Origin of the sequence: Moraxella sp. RCAD0137 (assembly GCF_002894025.1) — a bacterium.
In the GTDB taxonomy this organism is placed as follows: Bacteria; Pseudomonadota; Gammaproteobacteria; order Pseudomonadales; family Moraxellaceae; genus Moraxella; species Moraxella porci.
The window spans coordinates 52,227-75,343 of record NZ_LTCC01000001.1; the positions used below are offsets into that span (position 1 = coordinate 52,227).

The 23,117-nt window shown below is 46.5% G+C and carries 17 protein-coding genes; 12 read left to right on the forward strand and 5 right to left on the reverse strand.

The features are described from left to right. Positions 1-40: 40 nt before the first annotated feature. Positions 41-379, reverse strand: coding sequence for a preprotein translocase subunit YajC (gene yajC / locus AZ602_RS00190; protein ID WP_078317125.1), 339 nt, complete (start codon positions 377-379; stop codon positions 41-43). A gap of 353 nt (positions 380-732) precedes the next feature. On the opposite strand from yajC, the gene AZ602_RS00195 reads away from it, so the two are divergent. From AZ602_RS00195 to AZ602_RS00205, 3 genes are all read left to right on the forward strand, one after another. Beyond that, complete coding sequence (locus AZ602_RS00195; RefSeq protein ID WP_227525118.1) at positions 733-1,941, forward strand: CNNM domain-containing protein; 1,209 nt, start codon at positions 733-735, stop codon at positions 1,939-1,941. Between the two features lie 244 nt (positions 1,942-2,185). Beyond that, a complete protein-coding gene (locus AZ602_RS00200) occupies positions 2,186-2,743 on the forward strand; it encodes a nuclear transport factor 2 family protein (protein WP_103033176.1) in 558 nt (185 codons plus the stop codon). 226 nt (positions 2,744-2,969) lie between these two features. After that, positions 2,970-5,351 carry a LysM peptidoglycan-binding domain-containing protein gene (locus tag AZ602_RS00205; protein WP_103033177.1) on the forward strand — a complete coding sequence of 794 codons (2,382 nt, stop codon included), beginning with the start codon at positions 2,970-2,972 and terminating at the stop codon, positions 5,349-5,351. Positions 5,352-5,466: 115 nt separating this feature from the next. Here the strand turns inward: AZ602_RS00205 and AZ602_RS00210 are convergent, their stop codons facing one another. Beyond that, positions 5,467-6,378: a LysR family transcriptional regulator gene (locus AZ602_RS00210; RefSeq protein ID WP_103033178.1), complete on the reverse strand. Its 912-nt coding sequence runs from the start codon at positions 6,376-6,378 to the stop codon at positions 5,467-5,469. 169 nt (positions 6,379-6,547) lie between these two features. Between AZ602_RS00210 and AZ602_RS00215 the strand changes: the two genes are divergently transcribed. Together AZ602_RS00215 and AZ602_RS00220 are read left to right on the forward strand one after the other, a co-directional pair. After that, positions 6,548-7,093 carry a VOC family protein gene (locus AZ602_RS00215; protein ID WP_103033179.1) on the forward strand — a complete coding sequence of 182 codons (546 nt, stop codon included), beginning with the start codon at positions 6,548-6,550 and terminating at the stop codon, positions 7,091-7,093. Between the two features lie 47 nt (positions 7,094-7,140). Continuing rightward, complete coding sequence (locus AZ602_RS00220; RefSeq protein WP_103033180.1) at positions 7,141-8,139, forward strand: fumarylacetoacetate hydrolase family protein; 999 nt, start codon at positions 7,141-7,143, stop codon at positions 8,137-8,139. A 233-nt stretch (positions 8,140-8,372) separates the two neighbouring features. Here the strand turns inward: AZ602_RS00220 and AZ602_RS00225 are convergent, their stop codons facing one another. Together AZ602_RS00225 and AZ602_RS00230 are read right to left on the reverse strand one after the other, a co-directional pair. Next, positions 8,373-9,572 (reverse strand): anaerobic sulfatase maturase, encoded by a 1,200-nt coding sequence (locus AZ602_RS00225; protein WP_199174054.1) that lies wholly within the window; start codon positions 9,570-9,572, stop codon positions 8,373-8,375. 53 nt (positions 9,573-9,625) lie between these two features. Further along, the gene (locus AZ602_RS00230; protein ID WP_158245096.1) at positions 9,626-11,302 is read right to left on the reverse strand and encodes an arylsulfatase; all 1,677 of its coding nucleotides are present in this window, start codon (positions 11,300-11,302) and stop codon (positions 9,626-9,628) included. Between the two features lie 237 nt (positions 11,303-11,539). Here AZ602_RS00230 and AZ602_RS00235 point away from each other — a divergent pair, with 237 nt between their 5' ends. From AZ602_RS00235 to AZ602_RS00265, 7 genes are all read left to right on the forward strand, one after another. Then, complete coding sequence (locus AZ602_RS00235; protein ID WP_199174055.1) at positions 11,540-12,625, forward strand: TRAP transporter substrate-binding protein; 1,086 nt, start codon at positions 11,540-11,542, stop codon at positions 12,623-12,625. Between the two features lie 55 nt (positions 12,626-12,680). Then, on the forward strand, positions 12,681-13,217 hold the full coding sequence (locus AZ602_RS00240) for a TRAP transporter small permease (RefSeq protein WP_103033183.1): 537 nt from the start codon (positions 12,681-12,683) through the stop codon (positions 13,215-13,217). Between the two features lie 19 nt (positions 13,218-13,236). Then, positions 13,237-14,562, forward strand: a complete 1,326-nt coding sequence (locus AZ602_RS00245; RefSeq protein WP_103033184.1) for a TRAP transporter large permease — start codon at positions 13,237-13,239, stop codon at positions 14,560-14,562. A gap of 204 nt (positions 14,563-14,766) precedes the next feature. Beyond that, the gene (locus AZ602_RS00250; RefSeq protein WP_103033185.1) at positions 14,767-15,465 is read left to right on the forward strand and encodes a CoA transferase subunit A; all 699 of its coding nucleotides are present in this window, start codon (positions 14,767-14,769) and stop codon (positions 15,463-15,465) included. Between the two features lie 39 nt (positions 15,466-15,504). Continuing rightward, entirely contained in the window at positions 15,505-16,134 is a 630-nt protein-coding gene (locus AZ602_RS00255; protein ID WP_103033186.1) for a 3-oxoacid CoA-transferase subunit B, read from the forward strand. A 30-nt stretch (positions 16,135-16,164) separates the two neighbouring features. Continuing rightward, entirely contained in the window at positions 16,165-17,346 is a 1,182-nt protein-coding gene (locus AZ602_RS00260; RefSeq protein ID WP_103033187.1) for an acetyl-CoA C-acetyltransferase, read from the forward strand. 178 nt (positions 17,347-17,524) lie between these two features. Beyond that, entirely contained in the window at positions 17,525-18,391 is an 867-nt protein-coding gene (locus AZ602_RS00265; protein ID WP_103033188.1) for a hypothetical protein, read from the forward strand. 392 nt (positions 18,392-18,783) lie between these two features. On the opposite strand, the gene hrpA is transcribed toward AZ602_RS00265, so the two are convergent. Beyond that, on the reverse strand, positions 18,784-22,989 hold the full coding sequence (gene hrpA / locus AZ602_RS00270; RefSeq protein ID WP_369803828.1) for an ATP-dependent RNA helicase HrpA: 4,206 nt from the start codon (positions 22,987-22,989) through the stop codon (positions 18,784-18,786). Positions 22,990-23,117: the final 128 nt, after the last annotated feature.

Sequence of the window (23,117 nt, forward strand, 5' to 3'; positions counted from 1 at the left end):
ATGGCTGCTGGATGCGCCATACAAACTTGGGCAAATCAATTTAGATGTTGTCAATGGTGCCAGCTGGCAGTACCATCAATACGCTGGCGCGCTGGATTTTAACATCAGTGGTGTTATTTAAAGTGATCACCGCATAGTCGCCTTCGACTTTCTTAACACGGCCGATCAAGCCACCGGCAAATACCACCTCATTGCCTGCGGTCAGACCATCAACCATCGCTTTGTGCTGCTTATTGCGCTTGGATTGTGGGCGGATGATCAAAAAATAAAAAATGGCAAAAAATGCGACGGGAATCAGTAGATTCATCAAAAAAGAAGGCTGGCCTGCAGCTGGCGCACCTGCGGTCGCATGCGCAGCGGTAATGAACAAATCTAACATACAATCTCCTATTTTGGGCATAGCCATCAATAAAGCAGTGCCTTTGATGACCAGTCCATTGATTTACAATAACAATTCACTTAGCCGATTTGGCTGAGTAAAAGACAAAATAACGCATATCATAGCATACTTTTTTGGTAGCTGGCACGGTTTTTGGCGGTTAATTGATGCTAAGGTGGTTTTTTAGGGGACGAATGCTCAATTTTGATGGCTGGATGCTTAATTGTTAAGCAATTTGTACAAAAACCTATAAAACAATGCTTGCAGTTGACGATAATTTCACTTAATATGGGTGCTAATTTTTGCAATTTAATCATCTTATGTCCCGACCGCGACCCCGAATATCAACTCGATTGTTTCGTACCTTTTTGGCCAAGTCATCCATTCGCACTTCTTTGATTCTCACCGCTGGCATCTCAGCGCTTCTGATCCCGCTTGCTGCTCAGGCGGCATTTGGGCTTGGCGGTGATAGTACCAATTTGATTTTGCTCATCTTTTTTATTTCGCTATCCTTGATCGTATCTTTTTTGTGTTCGATCTCTGAAGCGGCTTTATTGACGATGACGCCAAGCTATATTGACACTTTGTCAGAAGAAGATCCCAAAGGGGCGATGCTTTTAAAAAATGTCAAAGTCGATAACATCGAAAAATCAATCTCAGCCATCTTAACTTTAAATACTGTCGCGCACACGCTGGGTTCATTGGGTGCTGGCGCTCAGGCGGTGATCGTGTTTGGCAATGCTTGGTTTGGGGTATTTAGCGCGGTGATGACCTTGATCATCTTGATCGGCACTGAGATCATTCCTAAGACCATTGGCACCGCTTATTGGCGTCGCTTGGCCATTCCTGTGGCTTATTATGTGCGCGCCATTAACATTGCTTTGCTGCCCATTATTTGGGTCACTGAGAAGATCTCGCGTCTGCTCACACGCGGCAATCAAGAAAGCAGCTTTAACCGCCATGAGTTTTTGGCACTGGCCAATCAAGGCGAAAGCTCAGGGCAGATGACCGAGATGGAGACGCGCATCATCAAAAACTCTTTGGCGCTTGGGATGATCAATGTCGAGGACATCGTCACGCCGCGTTCAGTGGTTACTGCATTTGATGAGAATATGAGTGTCGGTGATGTGTTTGCCAGATATCCTAAGCTACCATTTTCTCGCTTCCCGATTTTTAATGAAGATTTGGACAATGCCACAGGTTTTGTTTTAAAATCTGATTTACTGATCGCCAAAGCCAACCAAGAGATCCACACGCCAATCAAGCAATTTCGCCGTGACATTCACTTTGTATTTGCCAAATTAAAGCTGTTTGATTTGCTTGATTTGATGCTAAAACAGCGCGTGCATATTGCATTGGCTGTCGGTGAGTTCGGTGAAGTCAAAGGATTGGTAAGTCTAGAAGATGTGCTTGAGACTTTGCTAGGACTTGAGATCGTCGATGAGTTCGATCGCGTCGATGATATGCAAGCATTGGCAAGACAGTTGATGGATCGTCGCATGCATCGCTTGGGCGCGACACTGGAAGAAGATACAGCTGTGGTGGATGAGCGCAAACCATAATATGCTGCCCGTGCGTATCCATGGCAACCTTAGTGGATACAGGCGCTGCTTATAATTGCAACATATTGTTACATTTAGCCATCATGGCTTAAGTTTAGCTTGCTATTGTAGGCATACTAAAGATTATATCTCTTCCGCCTATGATAATACATACACCATCGGCGTTAACCGTTAATTAATCAAGCAACTAATCAAGCAACATCGCTTAAATGATTGACAAGACCACAGTTTATAAGGGTCATCTATGAAACACCATACCCGCAACATGCTTAAAAAAACCGCGACCGCAAGCGTTCTTACTGCAGCGCTTGGCACTTTAGGCAAACTCACCGGTAAGCCGCTTGGTAAAGGCTTAAGCTTAGGTTTGTTTGTCGGTGCGCTCGGTGTCCAAACTCTGATCACAGCGCCTGCTTATGCCATCAGTGAGTCGGATATCACACGCTATGCCACCAACATGAGTCAGGCAGCCAATAGCCAAAATATCGCCCAAATCTCACGCTTGATCGCTGATGACGCCATTATCTCGCTTTCAAGAAATGGCAAAACGACCAGCCTTGATAAAGAAGGCTACTTGCAGCTGTTACAAAAAAGCTGGGCCAAAGCTAGCAACTATCGTTATCGCATCGATGTGACCAACATCGTCGTGGCTGGCAACCAAGCACGCGCGCAAGTCATCACCACAGAGACATGGACCCAAGATGGTAAGCCGGTCACCATCAAAACCGCCTCGCGCGCCACACTGTCTCAAGTCGGTAATAACGCTGTGCTACTTCGCTCAGTGGCTCAAGTGACTGTCGATTAAATAAATCATTTGCTTTGTTACTGCACACTTACCGCCAGTTATCTGTATGACAATAACAAAACTGGCGGTAATTTTTTGGGTCGAATTTTACCCAAACGGTTGATAAATAGCGCAAAATAAGGCATTATTAGCAGTTTATGCCACGCTAATTAGGCTGACACCTTGAAATTTTTGTGATTACTTGATTCTTAGATTCATCACAGCCATACCATAAAAGGATATGACAATGACCAAATCCACCATCGCCTCCACCAATTTGACCGCCAATCGAATGTTAAAGCCGTTGAGTCTTGCCATATCTTCTGTGATTCTTGTTGCTTGTAGCAGTACAGGTACCAGCACCAAACCAAGCAGTCAGCCGACGCGTACAGCGCCGCAGCCTGTGACTGTTCAGCAAGGCGGCACGGGAATTGGCGTGCTCAATGCCGAGATGCTAGACACCTTAGAAAATTTGCTACAAGCCACCGACATGAGCATGGTGGAGGGCGATGAATTGGCCATTCAGCGTTATGGCAACTTATGGGATCGCATCCGCCGCGGCTATCGAATGAATGACATCACCAATGCCCGCATCGAAGCACAAAAATCTTGGTTTTATACCCGTCAAAGTTATCTGGATCGCTTAACTGCTCGCGCGTCTCGCTATCTGCATCATACGGTGGCTGAAGCTGAGCGCCGCGGCATCCCATCGGAGCTTGCGCTGCTGCCGATCATCGAAAGCTCATACGATCCATCTGCCACCAGTAATGCTGCTGCTGCAGGTCTGTGGCAGTTCATTCCAAGCACGGGTCGCATCTATGGCCTAAACCAAAGCGCCAGCTATGATGGTCGCCGTGATGTCATTGAATCCACGCGCGCTGCTTATGATTTTTTGACCAGCCTGTATAACCAATTTGGTTCGTGGGAGCTGGCATTGGCTGCATATAATGCAGGGCCTGGGCGTGTATCGCGTGCCATTCGTGCCAATCAAGAGCAAGGCTTGCCGACCGATTATTGGTCATTAAAATTGCCGACAGAGACGATGAATTATGTGCCAAGATTTTTGGCGGTTGCACAGATTGTCAAGGCGCCAAACAGCTATGGCATCCATTTGCCTGCCATCGCCAACCACAACCATTTTCGTACTGTGCCGGTCAATTATGGTGTCAATCTATCTGAGGTGGCGTCGATTACAGGCGTGGCAGTCGATGAGCTGCGTTTGCTAAATCCAGCTTTATTAAATCAAACTGTCGATGAGATCGGGCCTAACCGTATTGTGATTCCAGACAGTCTGCCAAGCCAAATGGATGCTCAGCTATCCGCGCTTAAAGGCTATGGCTTTGGTGGTGATTACATCGCCACAGCGCCTGCGCAGAGCATCAGTTATGTGGTGCCAAAATCTGGCGCAGCCGCCAATAACAGCTCGCAGCAAGAGCTGATCGCCACCAACACGCTACCGACAACCATCGCACAAGTCACACCAGCAGGTACCATCGTTCAAGAACCGCCGCTATCAGCTGCCGAAAAAGATTTGATCGTCCAACAGATTCGTTCAAGCACGCCTGAGCCTGTCCAAGCCATCAACCCAAACGATGGTAATATTCAGCTCAATGCGGTTCAGACCAGTCAGTCAGTGTTAGATGCGCGCGGTGAGACCAAGACATTAAGCTTTGCTGGCGCACCTGCCAGAAATCCAGCGCCTGCAACCACTGCCCAGCCGACGGTGGTACAAACTTTGCCTGAACCTGCGCCAGTGGTTACTGAGCCCGTCTCGCCTGTATCGGCGCCTGCCACGCCAACCACAGCGCCTGAACCAGTTCAAGCACAAACGCCGCGTCCGCAGCCGCGTCCGCAGCCGCAGCCAACCCCCAAACCCACACCAAAACCTGAAAGCTACACCGTCCGCGCTGGCGATAGCCTAACTTCTGTGGCAGCAGCCAATGGTCTTAGCGTTGGTCAATTAGCAAGCTATAATAACCTTGCCAATGATGCACATATCCGTGTTGGTCAAAGACTGTGGCTGGTTGCTGGCAAAGTCACTCCTCAACCTGCCAGACAAACTCAGCCAAGCACACCTGCTCGCCAAAGCAGCTCAAGCAGTACAGCCACACATAAAGTACAAGCAGGTGAGAGCCTAACTGCCATCGCTCGCAAATACAATGTCACTTTACAAGCCCTAGCAGCTGAAAATGATCTGTCAGTCACCGATGGCGTCTTCATCGGCCAAACCCTAAAACTGCCTAATGGCGCACAAGCGGTGACGACCAGTGCCAGCGCGCCTACTCAGAGCAATCCACGCAGTAGCTCTCAAAGCAGTGCTAATTTGGGTGCGACCGAGAATTATACGGTCAAATCAGGGGAGAGCTTGACTCAACTGGCAAATCGCTTTGGGGTAAGTATCGCTGATTTGGCTGCTGCAAATAACTTGGCCAGCAATGCCAATCTGCGCATCGGACAAGTCATCAAAGTACCAAAGCTCACCACCACCTACACCGTCAAATCAGGCGATGGACTAATCTCATTGGCGCGTCGATTTGGCATCAGCACGGATGAGCTTGCCAAGATGAACAATCTAGAACCAAATGCCAATCTGCGCATCGGCCAAGTCCTCACCGTGCCGAATAAATAATAGCAAAATAAAAACCCCATCTAAGCATGGGGTTTTTATTGTATAGGTGCAAATCAGTGGTGCATTCAAGCCAAATGACCAAGTATGCAGCGTCAGCGCACCTCTACGGGTCGCCTTAGGTATAGTCATGACTTTGTAAATGCTGACACAGCACCACATAAAACTTATGCGCTGCATCTGACAGCGTACGGCCACGCAAGCGATACAGATAGGATGCTCGGGTGATGCGTGGTGATGCCAGCGCTCGCATTTCAAGACCATTTTGGGCGACTCGGGTGCGAGAATAGGGCAAACATATCGTCAGCCCCAGCCCTTGGCTGACCATACTAAATGCCGTCGTCAAAAAATTCACCTGATAAGCGGCATTTTTGATCATCGCTGCTTCATCGCTTGGCAAATCAGCACTTAGCACTTCAGAAAACATCCCGGCCATCGTGATTAGCGGCTCATGCTTTAGATCCTTCCATTCGACACTCTCACGCTGACACAAAGGATGCGTCGGCGGCATCACCACATAAAACGGCAAATCAAACAACAACTCCGATGACAAGCTATCGGCGATATTACGAGCAGGCGCTATCCCAAAATCCACCTCGCTTGACGCCACCGCATCGATGACTGCATCGACTGAGCAATCTTTCATGGATACTTTGATATTGGGATAAGAGGCGACAAACTCTGCGATCACCTTGGGCAGAATCGATGCCGCCAGCTGCTGACTGACAGCGACATTCACCACACCGCTTTCAAGCGCCTTTAGTCTGCTCACTTCGGTGGTCATATTTTCAACATCATACAAAATCTTGGTCGCCATCGGGTAGATGTGCTGACCTGCCACCGACAAGGTCAGCTTACGCGTCGTCCGATCAAATAGACGCAGTGATAGCGTACCCTCAAAATCCTTAATCAAGCCGCTCAATGCCGACTGTGTCAGATGCAGGCTCTCCGCCGCCTTTGTAAAACTGCCCGTCTCTGCCACTGCCTTAAAGGCGCGGAGCTGGCGCAATGTAATGTTATTTAGGTTCATAATAACCACTCAGAATTGAATTATGCATAACTTATCATAAATATCGATAAATAATCAAGAAAATCCCGTTTTACCTTTGCGCTGTTTTTTGGTGAAATGATACCAAGATCAATGCAGGTGCATTTTTCGCTTACCAAGATGGCACAACTTAATATCAAGGAGTAAAGATATGACAATCACCCAAGGCGTGCATCATGTGGCTTATCGCTGTAAAGATGCCAAAGAAACCGTCGAATGGTACCAAAAACATCTGGATATGGGCTTTGTACTCGCCATCGCCGAAGACAAAGTACCATCAACCGGTGAACCTGATCCGTATATGCACATCTTTTTGGATGTGGGCGGCGGTAATATTTTGGCATTTTTTGAGCTGCCGACCAAGCCTGAAATGGGGCGTGATGAGAACACACCGCTATGGACACAGCACTTGGCGCTCAAAGTCAAAGATATGGATACGCTACTTGCTACTAAAGAACGCCTAATCGCAGGCGGTGTCGATGTGCTAGGCCCAGTGAATCATACGCTGTTTCAGTCGATTTATTGCTTTGATCCGAATGGCCACCGCATCGAGCTTGCTTGTGATGTCACTACTGACAAGATGGCAAAGGCACTTGATAAGGTCAAATGGGATATGCTGAGCGAATGGGCAGTCACCAAAAAAGCCCCACAGCACGCACGCTGGGTACATGATGGCACTGAGCCACCAGAAGTGTGATTTATCTCAATCATCATTTAATTTAATTAACAATAAGGAAATATCAAATGAAATTAGCAACTCTAAAAAAAGGCGGTTTGGATGGTACTTTGGTTGTTGTCAGCCGTGATTTGAGCATCTGCCGTGAAGTCGCTGACATCGCACCGACGCTACAATCAGCCCTAGATAACTGGGATGAGGTCGCCCCAAAACTACAAGCAGTTTATCAAGAGCTTAATGATAGCAAAGATGGCGTGGCATTCGACCAAACCGCTTGTCATTCACCACTACCACGCGCCTATCAATGGGCGGATGGCTCAGCTTACCTAAACCATGTGGAGCTGGTGCGTAAGGCTCGTAATTCAGAAGTGCCTGCGTCTTTTTATGAAGATCCACTCATGTATCAAGGCGGCTCAGACAGCTTCATCGGCCCACGAGATGAGATCATCGCCAAAGAAGCATGGGGCATCGACATGGAGGCGGAAGTTACCGTCGTGACTGGTAAAGTCGCTCTAGGTAGCACGCCTGAAGAAGCGGCTAAGCAAATTCGCCTGGTGATGTTGGTCAATGATGTCTCGCTGCGCAATCTGATTCCAGCAGAGCTTGCCAAAGGTTTTGGCTTTTTCCAAAGTAAGCCTGCATCAGCATTTAGCCCTGTGGCGGTCACCCCTGATGAGCTAGAAGATTGGTCAGATGACGCCAAATTGCACCTGCCATTGGTCGTGCATCTAAATGACAACCTATTTGGTCGCCCAAATGCTGGCACGGATATGACTTTTAGCTTTGGTCAGCTCGTCGCTCATGCCGCCAAAACTCGCAACCTAGCCGCCGGCACCATCATCGGCTCAGGCACAGTCTCAAATAAGCAGGACAGCCTATGGGGTTCAAGTGTTGAGCATGGCGGTGTCGGCTATTGCTGCCTAGCCGAACTTCGTATGTACGAAGCCATCGAGGGCAAACCACAAACCCCATTTATGACTGATGGTGATGTGGTGCGTGTGGAGATGTTTGACAAAGCAGGTAATAACATCTTTGGCACGATTGAAAATACTGTCAAAACCATCTGATTGCGTGTTTAACGCTTAATCCAAAAAAATTGGCCATCGCTTAGGTGATGGTCAATTTTTTTAACTCATGTAGTAGTTTTCGCTGATGACTTATTGATAATAGCTAAGTGATAATCACCAAATGGAAATTACCGACAGACTATTACAAAGCGACAAACATCAAGCCATCAACCGCTAACACAAAACAACTCATCATTCATCATGACCTCAGCTGATCAATGGGTCATGAAATATCAGCGATGAGCTTGAGGGATAACTTTGGCTTGGGTAAGGCGGCTATGGATCGTGGGTAGGTCTTGTGCCACTTGTGAAAAATATGTCTTGAGTCCTGTACACAGATAATTAAGACGATGCGTGCCATCACTGTCTGCGATAAAGCGATTTTTTGGGCATTCACCCCAGCATAGTTTTAAGAACTTGCAACGCTTACAATCACTGGGCAGGTTTAGATGCTTGGCATAGCCAAAACTCGCCTGCTGTTGGCTAAAAGTCAGTTTAGATTCGTCAATCTGAGTGATATTGCCCAAGCGATATTCTGGATACACAAAATGATCGCAGCTATAGACATCGCCATTATGCTCGATGGCTAGTGCCTTGCCACAGATCGGTGCGGTAGTGCATTTTTGGGCACCCAGACCAAATGCCTGCGAAATGGTATTTTCAAACTGATCGACAAACACTTTACCATAGTCATTAGCAAGCCACTCATGCCAAACCGTCACCAAAAACCGACCCCAGTCATCGGGCGTCACCGACCAGTCTGTGACACAGCTGGCATGGGTGTGGATGCGGCGCTCATTCGCATCGGGCGATGCGCGCATATACAAAGTTGCTTGTGTGTCAAAATCCACAGGCGCAACAGCACTCAAAAACTGAATCATACGAGAACGCACTTCATCTCGTAAAAAACGATAAACTTCAAGCGGTGCTTGTGCATTGTAGTGATTCACCACGCACAGTGCATGAAAGGGGATTTGGTACTGGTGCAAAAGATTAATGGCTTTTTTGACATAATCAAAGGTCGGCTTACCATTTTTGGTAACTCGCAGCTTATCATGCAGTGGCTTTGGGCCATCGATGGAAATGCCGACCAAGAAATTTTCCGCCTTCAAAAACTGGCACCACTCATCATCAATCAGTAGTCCATTGGTTTGCAGATCGTTTAAAATTCGCTGATTGGGCTTGGCATGGCGTTTTTGTAGCTCGACGGCTTTTTTGAAAAATGCCAAACCCATCAAGGTCGGCTCACCGCCTTGCCAAGTAAACACCACTTCATCAGTTGTTTGAGCGTTGATGTATTGGACGATATGCTGCTCAAGTACCGCATCGCTCATGCGTGGTGACTTAGGCTGATTGAGTAGATTTTCTTTATGTAAATAAAAGCAATACTCACAGTCAATATTGCACTGTGAGCCGCTTGGTTTAATCATCATATGAAACGCAAAAACATCGGATGGTTTTTGCGTTTGGTCATGTTTTATCATAGTTAGTCAGCTACCTGTGGATTGATTGGGCTGATTTCTACCACTTTGACAGCATCTGAATACTTAGCATACTGCTCGATCAAAGCCGCCAAAACTTCTGGATGATCTTTGGCAATGTTATTCGTCTCACCAGGATCGGCATGGACATCATACAGTTTCCACTGACCAGCATCAAGCTGATCGATTGGCAGTCCTGCCGGCAAATTGCCTGTGTAAACCGCTTTAAAATTGCCTTGACGCACCTGGCGGTGACCACGCATCTCAAGTGACTCGGCACGGATCGGTCCTTCTAGCTGTGCCGATGGTGCAGCTAGACGATTATTGAGGCTCATGCCAGTCATCGGTGTTTTGTTTGCTGCTGTGGCTTTTGAGACGCCTGCCAGATCCAATAAGGTCGGTGCCAAATCTTTTAGGGTACTGTAACGACCTTCAATGCTACCTGCTTTGGCAGTCGGTGCTTTGATAATCAGCGGTGAGCGGATACCGCCATCGGTGGTAAATCCCTTAAAATAGGCAAAAGGCGACATGGATGCCTGCGCCCATGCAGGACCTGTTGACACATAGCTGCTGGCTTGACCCATATTTGCCAAAACATTATCTCGAGAAGCACGGATCCAACTGCCCCATTTTTGAGATGCTTCTCGAGATGCACCTGCTGCCCCATTATCCGATAAGAAGACGATGACAGTGTTATCATACTGACCTGTGGCTTTTAGGTGGCTGATGACGCGACCGATATTATGATCCATGTTATCCACCATTGCTGCATATAGCTGCATTCGCTTGGTCTCTACAGCTCGTTGATCATCACTTAGGCTTTGCCAGTCAGGAGCTGCGATGAGTGGATGAGCGGCAGCATCTTTTGACACCAAACCCATCTGCTGCAAGCGAGCAAAACGCTGATCGGCAAGTGCTTGTGGCCCATCGCGATAAAAGCCTTGATATTTATCAACATAAGCCTGTGGTGCTTGCAAAGGTGAATGTGGAGCGGTATAAGCCAAAAAGGCAAAAAATGGCTGCTCTACTGGCTGCTTTGACAAACTCTCCAAGAGATAATCGGTATAAAAATCAGTCGAAAACGCGCCCTCGGGCAGCTGCACATCTGCGCCATTATGACTGTATAAATCTCGCCCATCTGGTGAATCTTGGCGGTCTTGATAGCGATAGTTATTCGCTTCACCATTAAGTAGTGCAAATGAGTCATCAAACCCCCAAGCGTTCGGCTGATGCTCAATGGCTTTGCCCAAATGCCACTTACCCGATAAGACAGTGTGATAGCCTGCGTTTTTGAATCGCTGTGCGATGGTGGTGGCGTTATCCGTCAAGTGTCCGACATAGTTGGGTGCTGCTGCTTGCTCTGGTGTATTGAGTTCATAGATATTACCCAAGCCGACTTCATGCGGATCAGCACCAGTCAAAAACATCGCACGAGATGGTGAGGAATAAGGCGATACGAAGAAATTGGTGAAGCTGACACCTTCTTTGGCAAGCGCATCCAAATACGGCGTCTGAATCTCACCACCATAAGGGGCGATGTCCGACCAACCCAGATCATCAGCCATGATGACCAAGATATTTGGCGATGTTTGCTTGGCATGAGCAGGTAGGGTGATGCTGCCTAGGGCGATCGCCAAAGCCAGTGACAGTGGATGCGTGGCCGTTTTGAATAAGTTTGACATGGGGACATTCCTTTGAAATTGAAAAATATTCATCATAATGAATAAATTATGCTAATATCACATAATCAATCACTTATGATGACATCATTGTACAGTCAATCATCCGATGAATTTATCATGAATTTATATAAATAAATCAGAAAATACCACTGTTATTTTTTTGTCAAAACAAGTTTAATAAGCACATCGATTCAAATTATATGGGTGCCAAGCAAGGCATGGGATTGGGAGAGTAGCATGAAGCTAAAAACACTATCAATGATTATGGGTGTCATGATCTTGGCAGCCTGCACCGAAGACAGACTACCAAAACCATCACCGATCGGCGAAAACGAGCGTGTCGTCTTGCGTGTGGCGCATTTTTGGCCAGCGACAGCCATGAGCCAAAAGAAAGTACTTGAGCCATGGTGCGCAACCATCACCGAGCAGTCTGGTGGGCAGATGACCTGTCAGTTCTATCCTGCGATGCAGCTGGGTGGCACGCCTGCACAGCTGATGGATCTGGCTCAAGATGGCATCGCTGACATCGTATTTACACTGCCAGGCTATACACCAGGTCGCTTTCCGATCATGGAAGTGATGGAGCTACCATTTATGACCATCGACGGTGAATACAGCAGCCGTGTGGCATGGCAGATTTATCAAGAATTTGCCCAAGAAGAATTTGCAATGGTCAAGCCATTGGCATTTAATGTGCACGATCGCGGGCAAATTTTAAATAACCGCCGTCCGATTACCAAGATCGAAGATTTTAAAGGACTAAAACTGCGTGCGCCGACTCGCTTGACCAACAAGATGGTCGAGGCACTGGGCGCAACTCCAGTCAGCATCCCGATGCCAGCTTTGACCGATGCCACATCTAAGGGTGTTGTTGATGGCGTTGTGCTGCCTTGGGAGGTGATTCCAACTTTAAAATTACAAGAAGTTGCTCGCTATGCCAGCGAAATCAACGCTCCAGATCCTGTGCTGTACAGTGCACTATTCACGATTTCCATGAATAAATATAAATACGAAGCACTACCGCCTAAGCTCAAAAAGATCATCGATGACAACACAGGCGCCAATTTCTCACAACAGCTTGGTCGCACTTGGGATGAACAAATCACCACCGCACGCCAAAAAATCGAGGATAATGGCAATCCGATCAATCAGATCGCATCTGATGAAGTGGCACGCATCCAAGAAGCTGCCAAGCAAGTTGAAGCTGACTGGATTGCTGAAATGAACGCCAAGGGCTATGATGGTCAAGCCATCGTCAATCGAGCAAAAGAGTTGATCGCTGAAGCCAAACAAGCTAAAGATGCAGCAGCGACAACCAACTAAATTAAATAATGATGGAATTTGTCAAAAAAAGACAAAATCAGGATGAGAGGTGACTATGGCCGAATTTTTTGAAACACAAGTACAAGATGACACACCACAGGATGCCATCGGCCGATTTTTGATGGCGTGGTCCAAGCTGTCAGCCTTTGGTGGTGTGGTGGTGTTGGTCTTGATTTGCTTAATCGCCACCGCAAGCGTCATCGGCCGTGCGTTATTTGCCACGCCCATCAAAGGTGATGTGGAGCTGGTGCAGCTTGGTTGCTCTTGGGCGATTGCGGCATTTTTACCATATGGCCAGATGAAAAAAGCACATGTCATCGTGGACTTTTTTACCCTAAAGGCACCAAAAAGTCTGCGCCGCGTGTTTGATATTTTTGCGGCAGTATTATTAGCATTATTTGCACTGCTATTGATGTGGCGCAGTTATTTTGGTGCTATCGATGCCATCAAGCATGGCACGACGACGATGATTTTGGGAATGCCAGAGTGGATTGCTCACATCACCATCGCACCAGGATTTTTCTTATTGGCTTTGACGGCTTTGTACACCGCTTGGCAATTTATCAAAAACTATGATGGCTATGCCAAATAATAACTAAGGATGGAAAATTATGGATCCAATGATTATCGGACTTGGGATGGGTGCATTTACCATCTTGTTATTGGTTTTTCGTATTCATATTGGTATTGCCATGCTAATGGCTGGTGTCACAGGCTATGTGATGATCGCAGGCTGGTATCCACTATTGAGCTACCTAAAAGGCATGCCATTTGCTCGCTTTTCGGTCTATGATTTATCCGTCGTACCGCTGTTTTTGTTGATGGGTAACATCGCTTCTCGTGGCGGCTTATCCAAGCGACTGTTCCAATCTGCCAATGCGTTTTTGGGGCATTATCGTGGCGGTGCTGCCATCAGTGCTGTTGGTGCTTGTGCTGGCTTTGGTGCGATTTGTGGATCATCATTGGCTACTGCAGCGACGATGGGTCAAGTGGCGTTGCCTGAACTTAAGCGAGCCAATTATTCAGATGCACTGGCAACGGGCGCTCTGGCAGCAGGCGGCACGCTAGGGATCTTGATTCCGCCATCGGTGGTACTGGTGATCTATGCCGTCTTGACCGAACAAAATGTCTCAGCGATGTTTATGGCATCACTGATCCCTGGCATCATCGCCATGCTGGGCTACATGCTTGCCATCGCCATCTATGTACGCATCGTGCCGAATAGCGGTCCTGCGATGCCACGCATGAGCTGGAGCGATCGCATCACACTATTAAAAGGCGTATGGCCTGTAATTGCGGTATTTGTATTGGTCATCGGCGGTATCTATGGCGGTCTATTCACCCCAACAGAAGCTGCTGCCATTGGTACAGTCGCTGTTGGCATCCTAGCCTTTGTGACCAAAGAAATGACTTGGTCGGGTCTGATGAATGCACTGTATGACACTGCTGCATCGACGGCGATGATTTTTCTAATCTTACTTGGCGCTGATGTATTGAACGCATTTTTTGCACTATCACAGATGCCGATTAGTCTGGCTGAATGGGTGATTAATAGCGGTCTATCACCGCTGACCGTGCTACTTGCGATGATCATCATCTATATCGTGCTTGGTTGTGTGATGGATAGCCTATCGATGATTCTCTTGACGATTCCTGTGTTTTTCCCTATCATCATGGGTATGGATTTTTGGGGACTGGATCCGACAGATAAGGCGATTTGGTTTGGTGTACTTGCTTTGATGGTCGTCGAGATCGGCTTGATCACACCGCCTGTAGGTATGAATATCTTTATCATCAACAGCATGGCAAAAAATGTCTCGATGAAAGAAACTTATAAAGGTGTGCTGCCATTTTTATGTTCGGATCTGATCCGCATCGTGGCACTAGTATTTATGCCGTCGATGGCACTGTGGCTGGTTCATGTCCTGAATGGGTAATAGCAGTAGGGCGATGGTTTTGAGTCTATGGTGAATAAAATTAGCTTCAAAACCATCATGATTTATGTAATACTATTGCATATTTGTACTAATAACTTAACAATTTAATGATAGGTATAAAGAAATAAACTGCCATATAAGGTCGCTCATCTGCACAGCATTTTTTTATCTAACTTTAATGTCAACTCAACCTAAGGAATGATTATGAGTAAAGTTTATCCATCAGCACAAGCAGCACTTGCCGATATCGTCGCAGATCATCAAACCATTGCCGTCGGCGGCTTTGGACTATGCGGCATCCCCGAAAGCTTAATCACCGCCTTGCGTGATAGTGACGTGACTGGTTTGACTTGCATTAGCAACAACGCTGGCGTGGATGATTTTGGCTTGGGACTACTCTTACAAACTCGCCAAATCAAAAAAATGATCGCCTCGTATGTTGGCGAAAACAAAGAATTTGAACGCCAGTTTTTATCAGGGGAATTGGAAGTGGAACTCACACCACAAGGCACCTTGGCAGAAAAACTACGAGCAGGCGGTGCAGGGATTCCAGCCTTTTTTACCAAAACAGGGGTCGGCACCCAAGTCGCTGAAGGCAAAGAAGTGCGTGAATTTGATGGCGAAGCATATGTGATGGAACGCTCACTTACCGCTGATGTGGCGCTCGTCAAGGCGTACAAGGCGGATAAGGCAGGCAATCTGGTGTTTCGTAAAACCGCACGCAACTTCAACCCCGATGTTGCCACCGCAGGCAAAATCACCGTCGTTGAAGTCGAAGAACTCGTTGAGACGGGTGAGATTGACCCTGACAGCGTCCATCTGCCCGGTATCTATGTGCATCGTATCGTGGTCAATAACAACCCCGAAAAACGCATCGAACAACGCACCATTTCAAAATCATAATTGATATCATAAATAATATTAAAGAATAAGGAGTAACTCATGGCTTGGACTCGCGAACAGATGGCACAGCGTGCCGCCGCAGAATTACAAGACGGTTTTTATGTCAATCTTGGCATTGGATTGCCGACATTGGTCGCAAACTACATCCCCGATGGCGTCAATGTCATGCTACAGTCCGAAAATGGGCTACTTGGCATCGGCGCATTCCCCACTGAAGAAGATCTGGATGCTGATTTGATTAATGCTGGTAAGCAGACTGTCACCGCACAGACTGGTGCCAGTTTCTTTAGCAGCAGTCAGTCCTTTGGCATGATTCGTGGCGGCAAGGTGAATTTGGCAATCCTGGGTGCGATGGAAGTCAGTGAGCGGGGCGATTTGGCGAACTGGATGATCCCAGGCAAGATGGTCAAAGGCATGGGTGGGGCGATGGACTTGGTCGCAGGCGTTCAACGAGTCATTGTGCTGATGGAGCATACCGCCAAAGATGGCTCGTTTAAGATCAAGCCAAATTGCGATTTGCCATTGACCGGTCAAAAAGTCGTTCACCGCATCATCACCGATCTTGCTGTGCTCGATGTGACCGCTGATGGCCTAAAGCTAGTTGAGCTTGCCGATGGCGTAAGTTTTGATGAATTACAAAGCAAAACTGGCGTAAAAGTATCACAATAAATTTAGGAAAATTCATCATAAGGAGATACCATGACTGATGTAGTCGTCATCGTCGCTGCCAAACGAACGGCAGTGGGTTCATTTTTAGGGTCATTATCAAGCGTGCCTGCACCCAAGCTTGGCTCGGCTGTGATTAGCGACTTACTGGCTGACACAGGTGTCAGTCCTGACGTGGTAAGCGAAGTGATTATGGGCAATGTCTTGACCACTGGCGTGGGGCAGAATCCTGCTCGCCAAGCTGCCATCTTTGCAGGGCTACCGGTCCAAACGCCTGCTACCACCGTCAATGTCGTCTGTGGCTCCGGCCTAAAAGCCGTGCAAATGGGCGTGCAAGCCATCCTATGCGGTGATAGCGACATCGTCATCGCAGGTGGTCAAGAATCGATGAGCCAAAGTCCGCATTTCATCCACCTGCGTGACGGCATCAAGATGGGCAACGGCAGTCTGACCGACAGCATGGTCGCAGATGGCTTGACCGATGTGTATCATGGCTATCACATGGGCATCACCGCCGAAAACATCGCTGAGAGATATGGCATTGATCGCAGCACCCAAGATGAATTTGCACTCTCATCCCAACAAAAAGCTGCCAAGGCTGCTGCTGATGATAAATTTATCAATGAAATCAGTGCTGTATCCGTAGCACAGAAAAAGGGTGATGCCATCATCGTCAATCGTGATGAGTACATTAAGCCAAACACAAGCCTAGACGGTCTTGGCAAACTCCGTGCCGCATTCAAAAAAGACGGTACCGTCACCGCAGGCAACGCATCAGGCATCAATGATGGTGCAGCAGCAGTGATGCTGATGAAGCAAAGCCGAGCCGAAGCACTTGGACTACCGATTTTGGCAAAAATCGTCTCATATTCAGCCACAGGCATCGAGCCTGAAGTGATGGGCTTGGGTCCTGTATCAGCAGTCAAATCGGTACTGGATAAGGCTGGCTGGCAGGTCGATGATGTCGATCTGTTTGAGGCCAATGAAGCTTTTGCTGCTCAAGCACTGGGCGTCGCCAAAGAGCTGAATCTGCCAACTGAGCGAGTAAATGTCAATGGCGGTGCGATCGCCATCGGCCATCCGATCGGCGCATCTGGCTGCCGCATCCTTGTGACGCTCGTGCATGAGCTGATCCGCAGTGGCAAATCTAAAGGCGTTGCTACCTTGTGCGTCGGTGGCGGTATGGGACTTGCAATGGCGATTGAGCGAGTTTGATTGCCTGTAAACCATAACTCAAAAGCATCTTGGCATCTTGAATTAATTTTCAAGATGCTTTTGTTATTGTTGATGATTTAGAAATGCACTGTAAAAGAAATATCAAAACATTCAAAGTGCTATTGACAAACCCCGCAAGGAAGTTTATAAACATTGCATCACATCATTGGAATAGACTATGCCTATCTATACAAAAGACAAACTTGAGCAAGATATATCAAATAAAATTGTTGAGTATGTTGCAAATTCCGCTTCTAATATGAAGCAGAAAGAAATTGATTATATCAATAATAGCGAATATAAGTGGATTTATGATGATCAAATCAAACGGTTAGAACTGGATATTCACAAATCCATATTATCATTACAAGCCTATTATCCAAAAACCTATCAATATTTAAATAATTTTCAATTAAATTGCCAACTAGCGGTTTATTGGTATCAATTAACAGAGCTTGAATTATCTTTATCAACATTTTTTGAACTAAACCAAAGAATTTACTTTTTAACTGACCCACGCAGGGATTATTATGATTGGCTACCAATCTATTTAAAAGATGGTTGGTTAAAAGCATTTGGTGGTGTGTTGCTGTCGGAGGATTTTAGATTTATTCAAGATGGAACAATGTTAATTGGCGATCCTTACAGTTGCTGGAAACCATTTGATATTTACCTATCCAATTCACGCAAAAAAGCCAAGCAAGCAATTGAAAGTTTGGTTAAAAAAATTCCCTATGCTTTTATTGATATTGAAATTGAAGGTGTTGAAAAACAAGAAAAATACATAACAAAGGGCTTTCCCAATCTAAGGGTTATGATAGATTGCCGTAAGCCTGATGAAAACCCAAAAGAATATGATTTGATACTCATGTGTTACTATTATGACCATCGTATGTTTTGGGTAAAAGATGGTGATTTTATTAATAGCATTTATGAAATCAGCAATCCGCAAACAATGCTAGATGAATATTTTTTACATGTCTTTTCTCAAACGGGTGAAGAATATGCCAGATTTGATTTTAGCCCATGGGCTAGTAAACTCTAACCAGTTTTGTCGAATGGATTGGGTGTGCGGTTACACAGACTCACGCCCAAATATAACATCAAATCAATTAATCAAAGCAAAGAGCGCATAGATAAATCAAGAAATCATGGTTCATATTATTTTTTTAAATATCAATACTTACAAAATAAATATGAAGCTACGGTGCATTTCATATAATTTAACATAATATACATTATGCGAAGTATAAGCAATCGGACTTAACAGCTTTTGCCCGATTATTTTAATCAACTGCCGCCTTATCAATTTGCCATATTGGCAAGCCTAAGAATCTATCAACTAAGATTAGACATATTTAGTCAGGCGAAAATTTAAAATACGGCCAAGTAAGCAGCTCATCGGCGATGATGCTATTAACATCACCGCCGATGGATTTATTTGGTGTTCAAAGATGCCCAAAGTTTTTCTAGGCGTTTGGCAGAAACTGGCTGCGCGGTTTTCATCGGCTGGGCAAATAAATTGATGCGGTATTCCTCCACAAGCCAGCGATATTCAGCAAACTTTGGCTGATGCGCGCATGTTGCCAGTCGCTCCATGTGAGCGTCAAGCAGATACACCGCATCCAGATCAGCATCCAGATTGTGCTGGAGTCGATCCAGTCGAATATTGAGCGCTTGCAGATAGCGCGGATATTGACGCCAATACTGATATGAGCTGCGATACACAAAATCAGACAGCTTTAGGTCATCTAGCTGATCTTCGATGTCCTCAATGCTTTCAGCAAAAATCTCATTGTCTAACATCAAAAGCTTGCCACGCGCGGTCTGCCATGCGGTATAAATGTCTTTTAACAACTTTAAAATCGACTGTCCGACCAATAAAAACTGAGCCAAAATCTGCTCTTGACAAGCCTGATACTCAGCTTCATCCATCGGCAAATGCGTCACTAGCCATTCATTTTGAGCTGTGATAAGGCCTGTAATCGCAGCGCGTGCGTGTTGAGCTTGGTTGCCCATGGCTGATTTTTCAAAATCGATGCCATGCTCATGCAGACAAGCATCCAATGTCGCATCCACCACGATATTTTTTAATTTTTCTAAATCACCAAGCGGCGCAAAAGCCAATTTAAACGCCTTATCAATCTGACCAGTCAGCTGCTTTTGTTTGGCACCCAGCTTAGATTTGATCAGGCTTAACACGCCTTTTTTGTGGGCGATCAGTGCTGCATTAATCTCGGTGAAATTTGCAATAAACACCGCAGTGCTGTTTTGAGCCGCTTGTAGAGCGGAGAATTCTTGCATCACGATGCCTGACGCGTGCTTATTTTTGACAAAATCAAAATGTGCTGGAAAATCATGATGTAGCCCCTTTTCTATCACCGTGCTTTGTTCGGTGGCTTGGCGATGACGAGCTTGCAGATGCTCCAAATCACGGCTTTTTTCGATCACACGATTTTTATCATCCACCACACAAATCAGCGGTCTAAGATAATCATCTACTTTCTCAGGTGCGAAATCTTGGGGCGTAGTACGCACACCTAAGGCCATCAATGCTGCCACCAACTGATCCAAAAGCCCCATCGAGCCTGACACATCAAGCTGACCAAATATCTTTTGGCAAGTGTCAGGGATTGGTACGATTTGTCGGCGTATTTCTTTAGGTAAAGTTTTTAATAATTGCAAAACGAGCTCATAACGCCAACCTGCAATTCCCCAAAGCAGCGCCACAGGATCGAGCTGCGCCAATGCCTTGACAGGCACGCGCACACTGACGCCATCATCATCGCTGGCCGGATCAAAGATATAAGACAACGGCAACCGCAGACCGCCTAAGTGCCAGCTTTCTGGGAATTGACGGCTGTCATCGATGGACTCATTGAGCACATCTTCATCACTAAAATGCAAAAAATTGGGCGATTTATTTTCAGCGTCGTGATAAAACTCCTCAAAACTTTTGCGACTGGCAATGTGCTTGGGAATTTTGGCATCATAAAATTGATACAATGCCTCTTCATCCACCAGCAGATCGCGGCGGCGCATCTTATCTTCGATGCGTTCGATGTCTCTGATTTTATTGGCATTATCTGCCAAAAATTTGATGTGCATGCCGTATTGATTGGCCACCAAAGCATCACGAATAAAAATCTCACGCGCCTGTTCTAAGTCAATCTGCTCAAAATTCACCAATTCTTTGGCGATGACAATGAGTCCAAATAAGCTAATCTGCGCATAAGCACGCACGCGCCCTGCTTTTTTTGACCAATGCGGCTCAAAATAGTGGTATTTGAGCAGATTTGGCGCCGCTTTGATGATCCATTCAGGTTCGATTTTTGCCAAAGTGCGCATGTACACCTGCGAGGTCTCGACCACTTCAAAGGCCATCAGCCATTGCACGCCCTTCTTATGCAGCGTGCTGGCAGGAAAAATCCGCGCCTTCTGGCCGCGCGCCATCAAATATTCACCGACGGTATCGGTTTTATGCGCCACAAAAGACAGCAGCGCAGTCAGCAAAGCTCGATGAATATTGGCATATTGTGCTGCTTGCTGATTGTTTTTGTCATCCGATTTAAGCTGCTTGGCGCCTACCAATGCCTGACGGATCTGAGTATTGGCTGAGGTTTTGGCAGAAGTTTTGCTTAAGGATAAGCGCACGCCTTTTTTGGTATCAACCTTATCGGTGGCATCAGTGGCCTTTGTGCTTTTGTGAATATCAAAGCCCATCTCCGCCATCATCTGTGTCAGCTGAGTATGAGTTTTTTGCCATTCTCGGATGCGCGCGTGGCTCAGATAATGTTTTTTGGCAAAATTGCGCCTTGCGTTACTGGATAGGATTTGATGGTCATTGATGGCATGTCGATCAAATAATGCTTGAAATAATTCAAGATAAAATAAAAAATCAGAATCATCTCGGCGAAACAGCGCATGCTTTTGGTCAGCTTGCGCCTGCTTGTTTATCGGCCTTTCACGAACATCTTGAACCGATAGAGCCGAAACGATAATCAACATATCTGCCAGACAGTCAAACACATCACCTGCCACCAGCATACGCGCCAAGCGTGGATCGATGGGCATTTTGGCCATCTGTTGGCCAATTTTGGTAAGGCTGCCCTTTTGAGCGCGCCCTTTTTTGGCACGGGTTTTGGTAAAAGATTGCTCATCCAATGCCCCAAGCTCAATGAGCAGCTTGCGACCGTCATTGACCAATCGTAAATCAGGCGGCGTGATAAAATCAAACGATTGCACATCACCAAGCTGCAGTCGCTCCATCTGCAAAATCACCGATGCCAAGTTCATGCGCAAGATTTCAGGCTCAGTAAATTCAGGACGACTATTAAAATCTTCTTCAGAATACATACGAATACATACCCCAGATGCCACACGGCCACAGCGCCCTTTTCGCTGATTGGCGGCGGCTTGGCTAATCGCTTCGATCGGCAGTCGCTGAATGCGCGAACGATAATTATAGCGAGAAATACGCGCAAATCCCAAGTCGATGACATAGCGAATGTTGGGTACAGTCAATGCAGTTTCTGCGACATTGGTGGCGATGATGATGCGCCGACCTTTGGCGCTGGGCGAGAATATGCGCTGCTGCTCTTGATAACTTTGACGAGCAAACAATGGCAATACCTCAGTGTGCGCAGGTGCATAATTATTTAAAATATCTTGTAAATCTCGGATCTCGGCTTCGGTCGCGGCAAAGATGAGAATATCTGCTTGATCTGGATGTCCCTTGGCACGCGCATCCTCAAAGCATTCATTCACCGCTGTGGTCAGCGCTCTTGGCAAATTATCTTCGATCTCATCAAATGCATCTTCATCTTGACTTGTAACAATGGTGTCAGTCAGTGGCCGATAGCGCACCTCAACAGGATAACTGCACCCTTCAACCACGAACACAGGTGCAGGCTGACCATTGATGGCAAAATAATGTGAAAACCGCTCAGTATCCAATGTCGCTGAGGTGATGATCACCTTTAAATCAGGGCGTTTTGGGAGCAGCCTTTTTAAATAACCCATGATAAAATCAATGTTCAAGCTGCGCTCATGAGCCTCATCGATGATGATGGTATCATAATTTGATAAAAACTTATCCGAACCAAGCTCAGCAAGCAAAATACCATCAGTCATCAGCTTGACGATCGAGTGCTTACCGCCCTCTTCTGTGAAGCGGATCTTAAAACTAATCGTCTGTCCCAGTGTCTCATCGAGCTCTTCTGCGATGCGTGTTGCCACAGAGCGAGCGGCCAGACGACGCGGCTGAGTATGCCCAATCTGGCCTGTCACGCCTCGACCTGCAAGCATGGCAAGCTTGGGCAGTTGCGTGGTTTTACCCGAGCCTGTTTCCCCTGCGATGATGACGACCTGATGCTCACGGATCGCTTTGATCAAGGTTTCGGCTTCGGCAGTGACAGGCAGATCATTGTTAAGCTTATTTGCCAAATCATGCGGAATGCTCTGGATGCGCTTGGCCACTTGATCAGCAGATCGCTGATGGATGGCATCATAGCGTTGTTGGCATTTTTCTTTAAGATCGCCTGAGGTACTTTCGATTTGTTTTTTTAGTTTGTATAAATAATGTCTGTCTTTTGCCATCACAGATACATCGGTATGATTTGGCATGGTTATGGGTGTTTTCATAAGCTTATTTATAATCAAAAATTCAACATATCGGCTATTTATTGGGGCGAATGTCAATTTATAAAGTGTCAATATACAAAAGTATTCATCAAAAATCACAAGCTTTTTTTCTAGCTTGATCATGATGG

Coding starts and splice junctions, on each gene's coding strand:
- AZ602_RS00200 (WP_103033176.1), top strand. CDS start 2,186: ATGAAACACCATACCCGCAACATGCTTAAAAAAACCGCGACCGCAAGC.
- AZ602_RS00230 (WP_158245096.1), bottom strand. CDS start 11,302: ATGTCAAACTTATTCAAAACGGCCACGCATCCACTGTCACTGGCTTTG.
- AZ602_RS00235 (WP_199174055.1), top strand. CDS start 11,540: ATGAAGCTAAAAACACTATCAATGATTATGGGTGTCATGATCTTGGCA.
- AZ602_RS00240 (WP_103033183.1), top strand. CDS start 12,681: ATGGCCGAATTTTTTGAAACACAAGTACAAGATGACACACCACAGGAT.
- AZ602_RS00220 (WP_103033180.1), top strand. CDS start 7,141: ATGAAATTAGCAACTCTAAAAAAAGGCGGTTTGGATGGTACTTTGGTT.
- AZ602_RS00260 (WP_103033187.1), top strand. CDS start 16,165: ATGACTGATGTAGTCGTCATCGTCGCTGCCAAACGAACGGCAGTGGGT.
- AZ602_RS00210 (WP_103033178.1), bottom strand. CDS start 6,378: ATGAACCTAAATAACATTACATTGCGCCAGCTCCGCGCCTTTAAGGCA.
- AZ602_RS00205 (WP_103033177.1), top strand. CDS start 2,970: ATGACCAAATCCACCATCGCCTCCACCAATTTGACCGCCAATCGAATG.
- AZ602_RS00255 (WP_103033186.1), top strand. CDS start 15,505: ATGGCTTGGACTCGCGAACAGATGGCACAGCGTGCCGCCGCAGAATTA.
- AZ602_RS00250 (WP_103033185.1), top strand. CDS start 14,767: ATGAGTAAAGTTTATCCATCAGCACAAGCAGCACTTGCCGATATCGTC.
- AZ602_RS00265 (WP_103033188.1), top strand. CDS start 17,525: ATGCCTATCTATACAAAAGACAAACTTGAGCAAGATATATCAAATAAA.
- AZ602_RS00215 (WP_103033179.1), top strand. CDS start 6,548: ATGACAATCACCCAAGGCGTGCATCATGTGGCTTATCGCTGTAAAGAT.
- AZ602_RS00245 (WP_103033184.1), top strand. CDS start 13,237: ATGGATCCAATGATTATCGGACTTGGGATGGGTGCATTTACCATCTTG.
- yajC (WP_078317125.1), bottom strand. CDS start 379: ATGTTAGATTTGTTCATTACCGCTGCGCATGCGACCGCAGGTGCGCCA.
- hrpA (WP_369803828.1), bottom strand. CDS start 22,989: ATGAAAACACCCATAACCATGCCAAATCATACCGATGTATCTGTGATG.
- AZ602_RS00225 (WP_199174054.1), bottom strand. CDS start 9,572: ATGATGATTAAACCAAGCGGCTCACAGTGCAATATTGACTGTGAGTAT.